This window comes from Yersinia thracica (assembly GCF_902170565.1).
In the GTDB taxonomy this organism is placed as follows: Bacteria; Pseudomonadota; Gammaproteobacteria; order Enterobacterales; family Enterobacteriaceae; genus Yersinia; species Yersinia thracica.
Genome location: NZ_CABHXX010000095.1, coordinates 113,731 through 129,824, shown reverse-complemented (window position 1 = coordinate 129,824; position 16,094 = coordinate 113,731). Strand labels below are relative to the sequence as shown.

Sequence of the window (16,094 nt, the reverse complement as noted above, 5' to 3'; positions counted from 1 at the left end):
GCCACTTTTTTAGCGCAAATTTTTCGGTTATTAATTTCTGCAATTATTCCTAACCTAAATAAATACCAATGACATCAGCCAACAATTGTTTTTGTCATAAAAAAACGTTATTTTCTGACGCCGCTTGGGGTAAAAACAGCACCTTTAAACAAACATTATTTGCCAATTAGATAAAACAGACAAACAGGTGAATAAATAGTTAATTTTTAATTACGCCGATGAATAAAAATAGCTACAAATGCTGTTTTTATTTAACGTTCTCAACGGCTTTAAAACAGTGTAATCAAAAATATTTGTAAATCTTAAAATATTTTTTTATTTTAAAAATCAAAAAGTTAACCTTATTAAGCACACATTTCGTAGTGTTTTAAAGCGAACTAAACTCTCGCAATATGATCCATATCAATTTTCACGCTATACTGCTTTGCTAGTATCTCGTTGTGCTTTATTAACCCTTAAGAGAGAGTTAGTGTGAAAGCTGACAACCCCTTCGATGCATTATTACCTGCGGCAATGGCTAAAGTAGCCGAAGATGCCGGTGTCTATAAAGCCACCAAGCATCCGCTAAAAACTTTTTATTTAGCGATTACTGCTGGTGTGTTTATTTCAATTGCGTTTGTTTTTTATATTACAGCGACTACCGGTACCGCAGGCGTGCCTTTCGGCTTTGCCAAGTTGGTGGGTGGTATTTGTTTCTCCCTGGGGCTAATGTTAGTCGTGGTATGTGGTGGTGATCTTTTCACTTCTACTGTGCTCACAACTGTAGCCAAAGCCAGTGGCCGTATTACCTGGCGCCAACTGGGATGCAACTGGGTTAATGTCTATATTGGAAACCTGTGCGGCGCGCTATTTTTCGTGTGCCTTATTTGGTTTGCGGGGCAATATACGGTGGCAAATGGTCAATGGGGTCTGAATGTTTTACAAACAGCCGACCACAAATTGCACCATACTTTTGTTGAAGCAGTCTGTTTAGGTATTCTGGCTAACTTAATGGTCTGCCTGGCGGTTTGGATGAGTTACTCCGGCCGTACCATAATGGACAAAATGTTTGCGATGATTTTACCGGTGGGGATGTTTGTTGCCAGCGGTTTTGAGCATAGCATCGCGAATATGTTTATGATCCCTATGGGTATTGTGATTAAAAACTTCGCATCGCCTGAGTTTTGGCAATCCATAGGAGCTGCACCGGAGCAATTTGCTCACTTAACCGTAAGTAACTTTATTATTGATAACCTGATCCCGGTCACTATCGGCAACATCATTGGTGGCGGATTATTGGTAGGGTTGACTTACTGGATAATTTATCTGCGCGGTGACCAGCAACACTAAGTGTGGCCGCACACGGTTTTCGAAGAAATTCACATTAAAAGGTAGATGCATTATGACCGAACTTAATGAAAAATTGGCCAAAGCATGGCAAGGTTTTACCCAAGGTGATTGGCAGAAAGAAGTCAACGTTCGTGACTTCATCCAGAAAAACTACACGCCTTATGAAGGCGATGAATCCTTCCTTGCCGGCTCTACCGAAGCGACCGACAAGCTGTGGGCGAAAGTTATGGAAGGCATCAAACTGGAAAACCGCACTCATGCGCCAGTTGATTTCGATACCGACGTAGTCGCGACCATCACTTCCCATGATGCGGGTTATATTGATAAAGATCTGGAAACCATCGTTGGTTTGCAGACTGAAAAACCATTGAAACGTGCGCTGATCCCATTCGGCGGCATCAAAATGGTCGAAGGCTCTTGCAAAGTTTATGGTCGTGAGCTTGACCCACAACTGAAAAAAGTTTTCACCGATTACCGTAAAACACACAACCAAGGTGTGTTTGACGTTTATACCAAAGACATTCTGAACTGCCGTAAATCTGGTGTACTGACTGGTTTGCCAGATGCTTATGGTCGTGGCCGTATCATCGGTGACTATCGTCGCGTAGCCGTTTACGGTATCGACTACCTGATGAAAGACAAACTGGCTCAGTTCAACTCGCTGCAGGATGACCTGGAAAACGGCAAAGACCTGGAAATGACTATCCAGCTGCGCGAAGAAATTGCTGAACAGCATCGTGCTCTGGGTCAAATCAAAGAAATGGCAGCCAAATATGGTTGCGATATCTCAGGTCCAGCGACTAACGCTAAAGAAGCAGTACAGTGGACTTACTTCGGCTATCTGGCTGCGGTTAAATCTCAGAACGGTGCTGCCATGTCCTTCGGCCGCGTGTCTACTTTCCTTGACGTTTACATCGAACGTGACATGAAAGAAGGTAAACTGACCGAAATCGAAGCGCAGGAATTGATTGACCATTTGGTGATGAAACTGCGTATGGTTCGCTTCCTGCGTACCCCTGAGTATGATGAATTGTTCTCTGGTGACCCAATCTGGGCAACTGAATCACTAGCAGGTATGGGCGTTGATGGCCGTACTCTGGTGACTAAAACCAGCTTCCGCTTCTTGAACACCCTGTACACCATGGGGCCGTCTCCAGAGCCGAACATGACCATTCTGTGGTCTGAAAAGCTGCCACTGAACTTCAAAAAATATGCAGCTAAAGTGTCTATCGATACTTCATCTGTACAGTATGAAAACGATGATCTGATGCGCCCTGACTTCAACAACGATGACTATGCTATCGCTTGTTGTGTTAGCCCAATGATTGTCGGTAAACAAATGCAGTTCTTCGGCGCTCGTGCCAACCTGGCGAAAACCATGTTGTACGCAATCAATGGCGGCGTTGATGAAAAAATGAAGATCCAGGTTGGCCCGAAAGAAGCGCCAATGATGGATGAAGTGCTGGACTATGACAAAGTCATGGAACGCATGGATCACTTTATGGATTGGTTGGCTAAACAATACGTTACCTCGCTGAACATCATTCACTACATGCATGACAAGTACAGCTATGAAGCTGCGCTGATGGCACTGCATGACCGTGATGTTTACCGTACTATGGCGTGTGGTATCGCAGGTCTGTCTGTTGCTGCTGACTCCCTGTCTGCTATCAAATATGCCAAAGTAAGCACCATTCGTGATGCTGATGGCCTGGCTATCGACTTCAACATCGAAGGCGAATATCCACAGTTTGGTAACAACGACTCACGTGTTGATGACATCGCCTGTGACCTGGTTGAGCGCTTCATGAAGAAAATTCAGAAGCTGCGTACTTACCGTGGTGCAGTAGCCACTCAGTCTGTACTGACCATCACCTCTAACGTGGTTTATGGTAAGAAAACCGGTAACACCCCAGATGGTCGCCGCGCTGGCGCTCCATTCGGTCCAGGTGCTAACCCAATGCACGGTCGTGACCAGAAAGGTGCTGTTGCCTCTCTGACTTCTGTTGCTAAACTGCCGTTTGCTTACGCGAAAGATGGTATTTCTTATACCTTCTCTATCGTGCCAAATGCACTGGGTAAAGATGACGAAGTTCGTAAAGCTAACCTGGCAGGTCTGATGGATGGTTACTTCCATCACGAAGCGTCCATCGAAGGTGGTCAACACCTGAACGTGAACGTAATGAACCGTGAAATGCTGTTAGACGCGATGGAAAATCCGGAAAAATATCCGCAGTTGACTATCCGTGTCTCTGGTTACGCTGTTCGTTTCAATGCGCTGACTAAAGAACAACAGCAGGATGTGATTACTCGTACATTCACTCAGTCAATATAAGTTCTAACTAAAATAGATTAAACTAAAAGGCTCCACCTTAGTGGGGCCTTTATTTATCTGTAAGTACCTCGTCAAAACGAACCCTTCACTTTTGGATATCTTCCGACATACTGATTATGTCTCCTGAAAATAATCAATAAAGATAATTGGAGCTTACTTTCAATATCAGAATAGTGGAAATAATGACTTATTCTTAACCCTCAAACACATTATTCCTTAGGGTAGTTATCCCTTTATAGCATGTATCTACTTGCATTTTAGCAACTTCAAGTGAATTATAAGCATCATGATCGTAGGGATTAACACCTATGTTCAGAGTATCATTTAATGCATTAAGATCGCCTAATACAACCTCGCAAAAATCTTGAAGACCAGTAACTGTATTAAATAATAACTCTATATCTCCCCTAAATTGAGATATTGTTGATTCAGGAATTTCTCCCTGTTCAGGTTGATAATTTTGGACAGGAATGAGCAGTATATCTTGCAAATCCTCGGATATACCTTCTATATTTCCTAACTGTAACTCAATGCCACTAATGGAATTGGTTACACCAACTTGCATTCCAGATAATTGATAACGACAACTTTGTATGTCTTTATTCTCAATATCTTGTGAAGCCACATTAAGTATACTTTCCCACTGTTCTGCGGGTTCGAGAATAGAAGATATAATACTTGTACATGCATTGAATGCATCATTAGCGCTTGCTATTGCCCGATTAACATACACCTTGGCTGGTTGGGGTAGTTCACTATAATTATCAGACAAAGTGCCTGACATATCGCTAATGGTTTCTTTATATTGATATATATTGATAATATTATCCTTTTATTAAATAGTAGAGCCAAAATACTTAGGCTCTACTCAGTATTTAGGAGTAACTTGGAAGAATATCAAAAATTGTCTGGCCAGAACTTGCGGTGACCGTATTGATGCCATCCATTTGTTTTTTAATAGTATCGACATCCTGTGTAACTGTTACTATCTCTGAATCCGCCGCATTCAAGAATAAAACTCTCACATCATCTGAGCTCATTATGCCATTATTTAAATCGCTGACTAAACTTGATAAATCAGAAGAGAGGCTAGACCACGAGTTTGCCATATTTTCCGCTGCAGTGACTGCTAAGCCAACCCTACTAGCAAGTGATTGGTATCCTGATGAAATCCCATGTGCAAGCTTAACCTCAGCTTGTAAGTCAGCATCCTCTGCCAACAAGGTTGCTTTCAGTTTCATATCTCCAACAAGTTCGGCAATGGAAGCCCCCTCACCAGCAAGAGATGTACATACTGTTATAGCCCCACCAACTACCATACCGATCGCAGCACCACCGGTGACAACGTCTGCAATTGCACCGATAAAAATGGATATTATCCCTCCAATTAAACCGACAAAACTCAGTACTATCCCCGCCTCCTCTCCCGCTATTTTAGTATCAAGTGCGGCTATTTGTTCTCGATTACTATTGAGTACGCCATTATTTCCATTTAGTGCCGTGTTTAAATCAGTTACAATCTGATTGAAATTTCCGGTATCACTGCTCAGTTCTTCAGAGAGGCTACTAAGTAAGGAAGAAGTCTGGCTAGACGCTGACTCATATTGTTGTGATATGGTCAATAATGCCTGAATGACTGGTAGCCAATCTTGTGCTGTTGCGTTTTCAGGAACACTTTTGGGAACCTCTTGATGGAGTGCATAATAATTCCCAATATTAGATATATTGCTTATTATCCGCTTTTGTAGGGTATCCAGATAATAACTCGCATGGCTCTGTGCAGTAGCTAGTGAGCTATTTATTTTCTGTTGGTACTCACTGAGCGATTGGTCATAAGAAAAATCAACGTTAGATTGTTCCAGCACGCTAGTGCAGTAACCTTGAATAATAATTGCCAGAGAAGATTGAGATTTATTGGAATTATTAATATTTAATGCCGTTTGGTTTAAATCCATTGAAATGTCCTCATTCATTTGAATCAATATAATTACAATGCAAATAACACTTGACTTTAACCCCTCACCCCTTAGCCTGACATGGCTTATTTTTTTAGTAAACATTCTTATTAGGATATATTTTCATAATCCTCCATCATTTTTAAAAAAATAAAATTTTTGATGACACAGATCCTGGAAATATTAGGGGTAACGGAGAGAGTTATTAATAATAAGATATGCGATCACATCGTAATTTATTTTTTCAAGAGATTCATAATGGGTAAAATCCATCGTATCCGAACAATTCTGTATAAGTTTTTTATCAATTAAAAACTCAATGATGGTGATATGAAATGGATGTAAGGCCGCAGGGTTCCGAAGAGAAAGCGCTGATTTGTTTAATGACGGGTGGTCGATGGGGGAACACTGCGGGTTTGAAAGGTAAACACGTTTTCAACAAAATAGTCAATGTTCATCTTTATGAAAAGAAAAGTGGGAAACAGATCTCAGTGTCTATTTCATCGGAATTGTTCAAGCTGATAAAAATACAGAGTACAGGTTTACTATTTGAGTCAAACCCCACAAAAACCCGTAGAATACTAAGGATAATGAAATCAGATATCCCAGATGGTCAAACTGTACATATATTAAGGCACACTTTCACCACACACTTTATAATGAATGGAGGTAATATTATTACACTACAACGAATTCCAGGACATTCCACCATTCAACAAACGATGGCATCCGCGCACTATGCTCCTGACTTTTGCAAGATGCCATAGCTTTGAATCCTTTAAAAGGAATGTCTATATGATGTCCACCATTCAGAACCAAATAGCTCTAACTGGAACTTTATGAACAATATAACCAATTGTAATACAAAGGAAAGCCCCATTACTGAGAAGGCGGTGACGCCCGTACTTGGCCGCATTCACTCATTCGAATCCTGTGGCACCGTTGACGGCCCAGGTATTCGATTTATCGTGTTTTTCCAGGGCTGCTTAATGCGCTGCCTGTATTGCCATAACCGTGATACCTGGGATACCCACGGCGGTAAAGAAGTTACTGTCGAAGAATTGGTCAAAGAAGCCGTAACTTATCGTCATTTTATGAATGCTTCTGGTGGTGGTGTGACAGCCTCCGGTGGCGAAGCTATCTTGCAAGCAGAATTTGTCCGTGATTGGTTCCGTGCCTGTCATGAAGAAGGTATTCATACTTGCCTGGACACTAACGGCTTTGTGCGCCGCTATGATCCAGTGATTGATGAACTATTAGACGCTACAGATTTAGTCATGCTGGATTTAAAACAGATGGATGATAGCGTGCACCAAAATCTGGTCGGTGTGTCCAATCACCGAACGCTGGAATTTGCCCGCTATTTGGCAAAACGTAATCAGAAAACCTGGGTTCGTTATGTGGTGGTACCGGGTTGGTCAGATGACGACAAATCAGCCCATATGCTGGGTGAGTTTACTCAGAACATGACCAATATCGAGAAAATCGAATTGTTGCCTTACCACGAATTGGGTAAGCACAAATGGATTGCCATGGGTGAAGAGTACAAATTGGATGGGGTAAAACCCCCGACCAAAGAAATTATGGACCGTGTGAAGGGTATTCTGGAAAGTTATGGTCACAAAGTGATCTACTAATAGCCATCAATAGCACGCTGATTTTTAATCATGCCGCCATGCAAGGTTTACCCCGCTGGCGGCATTTTTTTAGCGGTTATACTGCCGCATAAGGTGTTTTTTGCTGATCGGGTTTGCGTAGCAACATCATTAAATACACCAAAGCCACACCCGCAATCATGATGAACAAAAGATTGTCTGAATAGCGCTGCATCAGCAATGAAGTCATCGTCGGACCCGTCAGGCTACCAATGGTATAACTCATCAAGAGCGCCTGATTCATTGCAATCAACTCATCAGCACTGGCCTTTTCACAGGCCCACGCCATGGCGACCGGGTATAGGGTAAAACCGGCGCATCCCAAAATAAACAATGCCGGAGCAAGCGCATAGTTACCCAAAACCGCCACGCTGCCGAGAATCACAACAAACACCTGAATGCGCAGCACTAATAAGCGGCCATAGCGGTCGGCCATTTTGCCAATTGGCCACTGCCCAATAATCCCTGAACTGACCAGCAGCGCCATCCACCACCCGACACTGGCATCACTCATTCCTTGATGGGATAAATACAACGGCAGCAACCCATAGAGCGAACCTAATAACACACCGGAGATAATGCAGCCATTAATCCCCAAACGCGCGCTACGGCGCTTTAGCATCGGCCAAATGGCAATATGGGGTAACTCGCTGCTCCCTTCATGTGAGAAATGCGCAAATAGCAGCGGTAGCATGGCCGTAATGACCAACGCACTGACCCACGGGATAACATTGAGCAGTTGAGTCGAGACTACGCCCAAGAGTAATTGCCCGGTGACGGTGCCCAGATAGTAAACCATCATGTAAGCCGCCAGCAGTTGGCCACGGTTAGTTACCGTGCCACTGCGCAGTAGCGCGCTTTCTACTATCACCCAAATTAATGCACAAGCCACACCGGCCAAAAAGCGCCACCCCAGCCAGCTCCAAAAATCCACCGACAGCATCAATCCGCAAGTCGCCAGCGCGAACAAAATGCAGGAATAATGGTAACTGCGATTAAAACCCAATTGCTGGATAAAGCGCCCGGCAATCAATGTCCCGACCAAATTCCCACTAAAGTATGACGAGCTCACCATCCCCACTTGCCAGGTCGGCAATTGTTGATGGGATAACCACAAGGGAACTAATGTATTCAAAACCGCGATAGAAATCGTAAACAGCAAAAGCCCACAGAGCAAAAGCAGCACCGGGCGAGAATATGCGGACATAATAAGACAGAAGCCGTCGGGACAAGGAAAGTGAGCGCATCATGCCACTGGTGATAAAAAAGTCAATTACATCACGAGGGTGGATAGCACGATATGTTGTTGGATAAATCTATGCGCCCTTAATCCCGGGTATTCGCTGATAATCGCAAAAAGAAAAAGCCCCCGAGGGGGCTTTATAACTGCCTGATAACTAAGCGAGATAAATTGACTCGCGGCGATTAGCCAATAAATTCTAAACCGCCCATATACGGGCGTAAAACTTCTGGCACCTGAATACGGCCATCAGCCTGCTGGTAGTTTTCCAGCACGGCGACCAAAGTGCGCCCAACCGCCAGACCAGAACCATTCAGGGTATGAACCAAACGGGTTTTTCTGTCAGTTTTGTTACGGCAACGCGCTTGCATACGGCGCGCCTGGAAATCCCACATGTTGGAACATGAGGAAATTTCACGGTAAGTATTCTGCGCGGGCAGCCACACTTCCAGATCGTAAGTTTTGCTGGAACCAAAACCCATATCGCCGGTACACAACAGCACCTTACGGTATGGCAATTCCAGTAATTGCAGCACTTTCTCTGCATGACCGGTTAGCTCTTCCAGAGCCGCCATTGAATCTTCCGGGCGTGTTATTTGCACCATCTCAACTTTATCGAACTGATGCATACGGATCAAACCGCGGGTATCACGACCATAGGAACCCGCTTCAGAACGGAAGCAAGGTGTATGTGCCGTCATTTTCAATGGCAGGGAATCTTCTTCCAGAATCTCATCACGCACCAGATTGGTTACCGGCACTTCTGCCGTTGGAATCAATGCATAGGTGCTGGTGTCAGACTCTTCTTCCAATGGTTTGGTATGGAAAAGGTCGCCACCGAACTTAGGCAATTGGCCAGTACCATAAAGGGTCGCATGGTTAACCAGATAAGGAACGTAAGTTTCCAGATAGCCGTGTTTTTCAGTGTGCAGATCGAGCATAAACTGTGCCAATGCGCGGTGCATCCGGGCAATTTGCCCTTTCATCACCACAAAACGCGCGCCAGTCAGTTTCACCGCAGCTGCAAAATCAAGCCCACCGGCCATTTCGCCGAGGGAAACGTGATCCCTTACCTCAAAGTCATACTGGCGAGGTTCACCCCAACGGCTGACTTCAAGATTATCGTTTTCATCTTTACCCACTGGAACAGAATCATCCGGCAAGTTAGGAATAGACAACGCCAGATCGCGGATTTTATCTTGCAACTTGTCCAACTCGGCTTTCGCTGCATCCAACTTTTCACCCAAGACATTGACTTCCAAACGTAATGGTTCAATATCTTCGCCACGCGCCTTGGCCGCGCCAATCAGTTTCGATCGGGAGTTACGTTCTGCTTGCAGACTTTCTGTTTCAACCTGTAAAACTTTGCGGCGCTCTTCTTGTTGGCGCAACGTATCAACATCAAGTTTAAAACCTCTGCGAGCCAGTCTTTCGGCGACTGCGTCTAGCTCATTGCGCAGCATATTGGGATCGAGCATGCTAGTCCTGTGCTTGTAGTTATGGTTATACCCTTGAACTGGAATTGCAGTGTTGTTAGCAATGCCATAATTTGGGGTATAAAGGGTTATTGAAAAGAATTTAACGACGTAAGCAGCATAAACAGCCGCTTAGCAGTTCTATATAGCGCTAACCTTACCGCAACAGCAAGGCTAGCGGTAGCGTTTTATCGGGCTATTTTGATCCTGCTCAGCCAGCCATGCCAGCTTTTCACTAATTTTGCCTTCCAGGCCTCGGGATGACGGTAAATAGTAGCGGGTTGTGGCCATTTCTGGCGGGAAATAGTTCTCACCGGCAGCATAAGCATGTTGTTCATCATGGGCATATCGATATTCCGCCCCCAGCCCCATTTCTTTCATGAGTTTGGTTGGCGCATTGCGCAGATGTTCCGGCACGTCAAAATCAGGTTTATCACGCGCATCTTGCATTGCAGCTTTAAACGCCGTGTAAACCGCATTGCTTTTTGGCGCACAAGCCAAATAAACAATCGCCTGAGCAATAGCTCGCTCACCTTCCGCCGGACCAACACGGGTAAAACAGTCCCATGCTGATATGGCCACTTGCATCGCGCGAGGATCGGCATTACCGACATCTTCCGACGCAATAGCTAATAAACGCCGGGCCACATAGAGCGGATCACCGCCCGCCGTGATAATTCGCGCATACCAATACAAGGCGGCATCGGGTGCGGACCCACGAATAGACTTATGGACTGCCGAGATAAGGTCATAATAACGATCGCCTTTATTATCAAAGCGCGCGCTACGTTCGCCAGACACTTCTTTCAGCAAGTCTGGGGTCAATACCCGCATCCCATTGGCGTCTATTTCTGCCATATCTGCCATCATTTCAAGGCTGTTCAAGGCCCGGCGCGCATCGCCGCCCACCAATTCAGACATCATACGGCGAGTTTCATCTGGCAGTTTTATATTCTGCCCGCCATAGCCTCGGCAGCTGTCTGACATGGCTTGCTCAATAACTTTTTCAATATCGGCAGCGGTGAGAGCTTTCAGCAAATAGACCCGAGCTCTGGAGAGCAACGCCGAATTCAGTTCAAATGACGGGTTTTCTGTCGTCGCGCCAATGAAGGTGATGGTGCCATCTTCAATATGAGGTAAAAACGCATCTTGCTGACTTTTATTGAAGCGATGCACTTCATCGACAAATAAAATTGTCCGCCGACCCGCATCACGATTTTGCCGCGCGCGCTCAATCGCTTCGCGAATCTCTTTAATGCCCGAGGTCACCGCTGAAATGCGTTCGACATCAGCCTGACCATAGCGGCCAATAATTTCTGCCAAAGTGGTTTTGCCGGTCCCCGGCGGCCCCCAGAGGATCATCGAGTGTAATTGCCCAGCAACGATTGCCCGCGGTAACGGTTTACCCGGTGCCAGCAAATGCTGCTGACCAATATATTGTTCCAACGTCAAAGGCCGCATCCGCGCGGCCAATGGCTGAAACTCATTCTGGGAAAAATCGAGGGACATATTACTCACACTGACCTCACTGCCGCTGATCGTCCAGCGTCACGCCTTTTGGTAGGGTAAATTTAAATTTGCTGGCATCCGCAGAGCTATTTTGCTGACCTTTCAGCGTATAAGCACTGCGCTGCCCGTCTTGCTCAACCGCAGTAAAGCTTTTAATCGTGCCGGTTGGCGTTACCGTGATAGCAAATTGCTTCAGATTGCCGCTGGCGCTCTTAGGTGTCAGCTCAAAATCATCGCCTTTCTGCTTCACATTATACTGTTTCCAATCATCTGGATTATTGCGAGTAATCAGCATAAATGGCGTATTGCCTGTGGCATTTTTCAGCCAGGTAGCTGTGGCCTGCTCAACAAACGGGTTATAGAACCACAGTGTTTCACCATCAGAAATCAAGACACTCTCGTCAGGGGAGGTCATATGCCAGTTAAACAGATTGGGCCGTTTCACCCATAACTCACCCTCACCTTCTTGCACTGCTGTACCCTCTGAGCTGGTCACTTTTTGCGAGAAGTTAGCGTGGAAACTGTTTACCTTGCTCAGGCGACCTTGTAAGTCGGAACTGGCATCTGCCAGCGCGTGAGCTGAAATTAAACCCGATAACAGACAGCAAGCAACAAGCAGTTTTTTCATTATTCTAAATACCTTATAAAATTCATTGCACCCTAATCGGGCTGCCACAAGGGCGGATTCAGTGAGCGAGTTATAGTTTAAGTCTATGTGCTGTTTAAGTCTATGTGCTGTTTAAGTCTATGACCGGCAAACTGAATGCATACCATAAACCTATCCACTTTAGCTGAAGCATTTCCGTAGCGTTAGCATATTAATCTGGGGTTTACGCTTATTTGCATAAGGGCCGCAAAGCGGCCCTGTCTATGTTAACTGCCTCAAAACAAGATATTACTCGTGTGGAGGCGGAGCCAAAACTTCGCGATTCCCGTTATGGCCTGGCGTACTGACAATCTGCTGGGCTTCCATCTGCTCAATGATACGTGCCGCACGGTTATAACCGATACGGAATTGGCGCTGCACACCGGAGATAGACGCACGGCGTTTCTCCAAAACAAAATTCACCGCCTGGTCAAACAGTGGGTCCAATTCTTCGTCGCTATCCAAGCCAAGGCTACCGCCTTCACCTTCCTCACTACCACTGAGAATGCTCTCAATATATTGAGGACGACCACGAGCTTTCCAATCATTAACCACAGCGTGCACTTCCTGATCGCGGACAAAAGCGCCGTGAACACGTACCGGGATTGAGGAATTAGGTGCCATATACAGCATATCCCCCATGCCCAGTAGCGATTCTGCACCACCCTGATCAAGGATAGTTCGCGAATCTATCTTGCTGGAAACCGTAAATGCAATGCGGGTCGGAATATTGGCTTTAATGAGGCCAGTAATCACATCCACTGACGGGCGCTGAGTTGCCAGGACGAGATGAATCCCAGCAGCTCGGGCTTTTTGCGCCAAACGGGCAATTAGCTCTTCAACTTTCTTGCCCACTGTCATCATCAGGTCAGCAAACTCATCCACCATCACCACGATATAAGGCAATTTCACCAACATTGGCGGTGAAATATCCATACTATCAGAGGGTTTCCAGAATGGATCGGGGATTGGCCGCCCCATAGCTTCAGCTTGAGCCACTCGCTCATTATATCCCGCAAGGTTACGCACACCCAATGCAGACATTAGCTTATAGCGCCGTTCCATTTCGCCGACACACCACCGCAATGCATTCGCCGCATCTTTCATATCAGTAACCACTTCGGTTAACAGATGAGGGATGCCCTCATACACTGACAATTCCAGCATTTTCGGGTCAATCATGATAAAGCGCACATCATCTGGCGTGGCTTTATACAAGATGCTGAGGATCATGGCGTTAACGCCCACCGATTTACCGGAACCTGTGGTACCAGCCACCAGTAAATGAGGCATTTTGGCGAGATCGGCCACCACCGGCTGCCCAGCGATATCCTTACCCAACACAATAGCTAATGGCGACGGATTATCTCGGAATTTGGCGCAATCGAGGACTTCGCGCAGATAAACGGTCTGACGATGTTTATTTGGCAGTTCAAGCCCGACATAAGGTTTGCCTGGAATGACTTCCACCACACGCACGGCAATAGCCGAAAGAGATCGAGCCAAATCGCGAGAAAGATTAGAAATGCGCGAAGCTTTAACACCTGGTGCTAAATCAAGCTCAAAGCGAGTAATGACCGGCCCCGGAGAAATTCCCACGACCTCTGCTTTCACCCGATAATCACCTAACCGCGCTTCAACCAAACGCGCCGTTTGCTCCAGAGCGAACATATCAACCGGTTCCTCTTCCGCTGGCGGAGAAGAAAGAAGATCCAATGTCGGCAATGGCGTTGTTGGTTTGACCAAAGGCTGATCATTGCGCATCAAGAAGGGGTGAATCAAACTGTCCATCACCGGGGTTGGCTGCACCGGTGACACTGGCGGTACTGCTGCCGTCGGCTGCACTGGTGCTGATTGACCAGAATACGCTTGATGAGTTTGATTGACTCCTGACGGCTGATAGGCCGAGACCTGCTCAGTGAGCTCTGGTGCAGAAGTACCTTGCACTGTTGCTGGCTGCATGGCTTCATCAACATACGGAGACAGCGTGAACAGAGGCTCACGTGGGCTTTCATCGACCAGATCTGCAACCGGTGAAAACGTAAAGGCACTACGGGTATCTACGGGTTGCGTTTCCTCAACAGAAGCATGTTTATAGTCGCTAGCGTCAAGATTTTCATCTTCCGGAGAACCATAACGATGTTGCTGTTGCGCTGCAAAGGCTTGTCGTAATGCCGCCTCTTGCAAAGCCTGTTCATCTTCTGGCTCTGCCGTGGAGAAAGTATTCCCCCCCGCATCGGCTGATTGCCCGTAACGCTCGGATTGTTGGTCAGCAAAAGCTTTACGCAAGATTGCCTGCTGTAATGCATCATCATCTTCAGACGCAACCTCCGCTGTAAATAACGTTTCAGCAACTTGAGGAGTTTGTGCTTCTTGCTCTCGCTGTTCCTGCTCCGCCATACGCTGAGACGGTAATTTGATACCGTAGGAAGCGAGCTCACGCCGTGTCGGGATCCGAACAGGATTAGGCCGTGGTAACTCAGGCCCTATGCCCTGTTTAATCTGTGAACTGCTATCACTGGTAGCGGTAAATGCGGGCATAAACGTGGCGGCGGCTGCACTTGCCGCTACTATTCCTGTCGCTGACGCAGAGCGACTTGGCGAATCCATCGGGGTCAGACCATCAATATCTGAGCCCATGCCAGGGTTCATATAAGGTGTACTTTCTACCTGATCGCTATGGCGCTGCGCCGCTGAAAAGTCAAAGGGAGAATGGCTAGCGGGTGTTGCTGGTTTGTCCCATGAACCCAGTTGAGGCTCCGGCCTTTCAACCGGTGGAGCAACTCGTGTTGGCGCAGGAGACGTCGCTTCTTGTGGAATTTCAAAAGAATAGAGCGGCGGCGTTGCGGCCATATTATCAACCATCGGCGCTGTACTGTGGCTGATAACGGGTTCGGACGGAGAACCCACTGGAGATAATACCGACTGCTCGTCATTATTTGTTGCACGTAATGTACTCAATAATGGGTCACCGTCATCTTTGGTTTCAGCCACTGCTGCACTCGTCAGTGTTGCCCCATCCAATATCGAGCTGACAGGTGCGTCTGTTACGGATGGTGCCGAGAACAATACGTCGTCATCCGTATGGGCGGAGTTTGCCACCAGCGTTGTAGCCGCTGTTACACCCGCAACAGATTTATTCGGCGTACCTTTGTCTTGCTCTGCAGTAATCGCCCCATCAACTTGGTAATCGTCATCTTCATCGTCATAATGTTCTTCACGACGTGAACGATTAGTCATAAATGTCAACGAGCCTAAGACTACTCCACCAATTTTTTCAGCAATAACCAACCATGACCACCCCGTAAAGAGTGTCAGGCCAACAGCCCAGATACAGAGCAATGTCAGGGTTGCCCCCACGCCGTTGAACCATGGCAACATGGCATTACTGAATAGACTGCCGATCACCCCGCCAGAGGCGAAATAGTAAAGATCGTCAATATTTAATGCAGCCAAGCCACATGAGGTTAAAATCAGGGCTAATGTGCCTATCAACCGTAGCGAGAGTGCAAAGTAATCGACATGTTCACTGGCATCACGCTGGCGAAATGCGGCCCAGCACAACATCACCATAATGGCGGGAATTGCATAAGCCAAGACGCCGAAAGTGAAGAACAATGTATCGGCCATCCAGGCGCCCACACTTCCACCAAGATTATGGATCGGCTCATGCCATGAAGTTTGCGACCAACTCGGGTCTGAAGGGTTGAAACTGAGCAGCGCGGCCATTAGGAAGGCTGCCAAAATCGTTACCACAATCAAAACAGCCTCAAGCAAACGACGCCCACTGCTGAGTTTTTTCAAAGTAACTTCTTTATCTTCTGTATATTCCTGGCTCAAGAAAGGCTCTCCAGGTTCCTGTTAACTGGTATGAGTAGCAACGCCGAGAACCCTCCCGGCGTTGAAACTGTATGAATAAACAGGAGTGTAACCAAATTACTCAGGTTTTG

11 protein-coding genes are annotated in these 16,094 nt (G+C 46.3%); 4 read left to right on the top strand and 7 right to left on the bottom strand.

What is annotated here, in order from left to right:
• The first annotated feature begins 471 nt into the window (after nt 1–471).
• Together focA and pflB are read left to right on the top strand one after the other, a co-directional pair.
• Nucleotides 472–1,329 carry a formate transporter FocA gene (focA, locus tag FTA91_RS13545; protein WP_050113127.1) on the top strand — a complete coding sequence of 286 codons (858 nt, stop codon included), beginning with the start codon at nt 472–474 and terminating at the stop codon, nt 1,327–1,329.
• Between the two features lie 52 nt (nt 1,330–1,381).
• Complete coding sequence (pflB, locus tag FTA91_RS13540) at nt 1,382–3,664, top strand: formate C-acetyltransferase (RefSeq protein WP_038632089.1); 2,283 nt, start codon at nt 1,382–1,384, stop codon at nt 3,662–3,664.
• Nucleotides 3,665–3,857: 193 nt separating this feature from the next.
• Here pflB and FTA91_RS13535 read toward each other — a convergent pair whose 3' ends face one another.
• A complete protein-coding gene (locus tag FTA91_RS13535; RefSeq protein WP_145536174.1) occupies nt 3,858–4,448 on the bottom strand; it encodes a hypothetical protein in 591 nt (196 codons plus the stop codon).
• Nucleotides 4,449–4,539: 91 nt separating this feature from the next.
• Nucleotides 4,540–5,619 (bottom strand): HBL/NHE enterotoxin family protein, encoded by a 1,080-nt coding sequence (locus FTA91_RS13530; RefSeq protein WP_072082496.1) that lies wholly within the window; start codon nt 5,617–5,619, stop codon nt 4,540–4,542.
• Nucleotides 5,620–5,954: 335 nt separating this feature from the next.
• Between FTA91_RS13530 and FTA91_RS20575 the strand changes: the two genes are divergently transcribed.
• Nucleotides 5,955–6,386, top strand: a complete 432-nt coding sequence (locus tag FTA91_RS20575; RefSeq protein WP_145536173.1) for a tyrosine-type recombinase/integrase — start codon at nt 5,955–5,957, stop codon at nt 6,384–6,386.
• Nucleotides 6,387–6,458: 72 nt separating this feature from the next.
• A complete protein-coding gene (gene pflA, locus FTA91_RS13520) occupies nt 6,459–7,256 on the top strand; it encodes a pyruvate formate lyase 1-activating protein (protein WP_145536172.1) in 798 nt (265 codons plus the stop codon).
• Nucleotides 7,257–7,332: 76 nt separating this feature from the next.
• On the opposite strand, the gene FTA91_RS13515 is transcribed toward pflA, so the two are convergent.
• The 5 genes from FTA91_RS13515 to FTA91_RS13495 form a co-directional block, all read right to left on the bottom strand.
• Complete coding sequence (locus FTA91_RS13515) at nt 7,333–8,481, bottom strand: MFS transporter (protein WP_145583495.1); 1,149 nt, start codon at nt 8,479–8,481, stop codon at nt 7,333–7,335.
• 218 nt (nt 8,482–8,699) lie between these two features.
• A complete protein-coding gene (serS, locus tag FTA91_RS13510) occupies nt 8,700–9,992 on the bottom strand; it encodes a serine--tRNA ligase (protein WP_145536171.1) in 1,293 nt (430 codons plus the stop codon).
• Nucleotides 9,993–10,163: 171 nt separating this feature from the next.
• Nucleotides 10,164–11,507, bottom strand: coding sequence for a replication-associated recombination protein A (locus FTA91_RS13505; protein ID WP_050113114.1), 1,344 nt, complete (start codon nt 11,505–11,507; stop codon nt 10,164–10,166).
• A gap of 7 nt (nt 11,508–11,514) precedes the next feature.
• A complete protein-coding gene (gene lolA, locus FTA91_RS13500) occupies nt 11,515–12,126 on the bottom strand; it encodes an outer membrane lipoprotein chaperone LolA (protein ID WP_145583493.1) in 612 nt (203 codons plus the stop codon).
• 267 nt (nt 12,127–12,393) lie between these two features.
• Nucleotides 12,394–15,984, bottom strand: a complete 3,591-nt coding sequence (locus tag FTA91_RS13495) for a DNA translocase FtsK 4TM domain-containing protein (protein ID WP_145536170.1) — start codon at nt 15,982–15,984, stop codon at nt 12,394–12,396.
• Between the last annotated feature and the right edge of the window lie 110 nt (nt 15,985–16,094).

Coding starts and splice junctions, on each gene's coding strand:
- FTA91_RS20575 (WP_145536173.1), top strand. CDS start 5,955: ATGGATGTAAGGCCGCAGGGTTCCGAAGAGAAAGCGCTGATTTGTTTA.
- FTA91_RS13530 (WP_072082496.1), bottom strand. CDS start 5,619: ATGGATTTAAACCAAACGGCATTAAATATTAATAATTCCAATAAATCT.
- pflB (WP_038632089.1), top strand. CDS start 1,382: ATGACCGAACTTAATGAAAAATTGGCCAAAGCATGGCAAGGTTTTACC.
- FTA91_RS13535 (WP_145536174.1), bottom strand. CDS start 4,448: ATGTCAGGCACTTTGTCTGATAATTATAGTGAACTACCCCAACCAGCC.
- lolA (WP_145583493.1), bottom strand. CDS start 12,126: ATGAAAAAACTGCTTGTTGCTTGCTGTCTGTTATCGGGTTTAATTTCA.
- serS (WP_145536171.1), bottom strand. CDS start 9,992: ATGCTCGATCCCAATATGCTGCGCAATGAGCTAGACGCAGTCGCCGAA.
- pflA (WP_145536172.1), top strand. CDS start 6,459: ATGAACAATATAACCAATTGTAATACAAAGGAAAGCCCCATTACTGAG.
- FTA91_RS13515 (WP_145583495.1), bottom strand. CDS start 8,481: ATGTCCGCATATTCTCGCCCGGTGCTGCTTTTGCTCTGTGGGCTTTTG.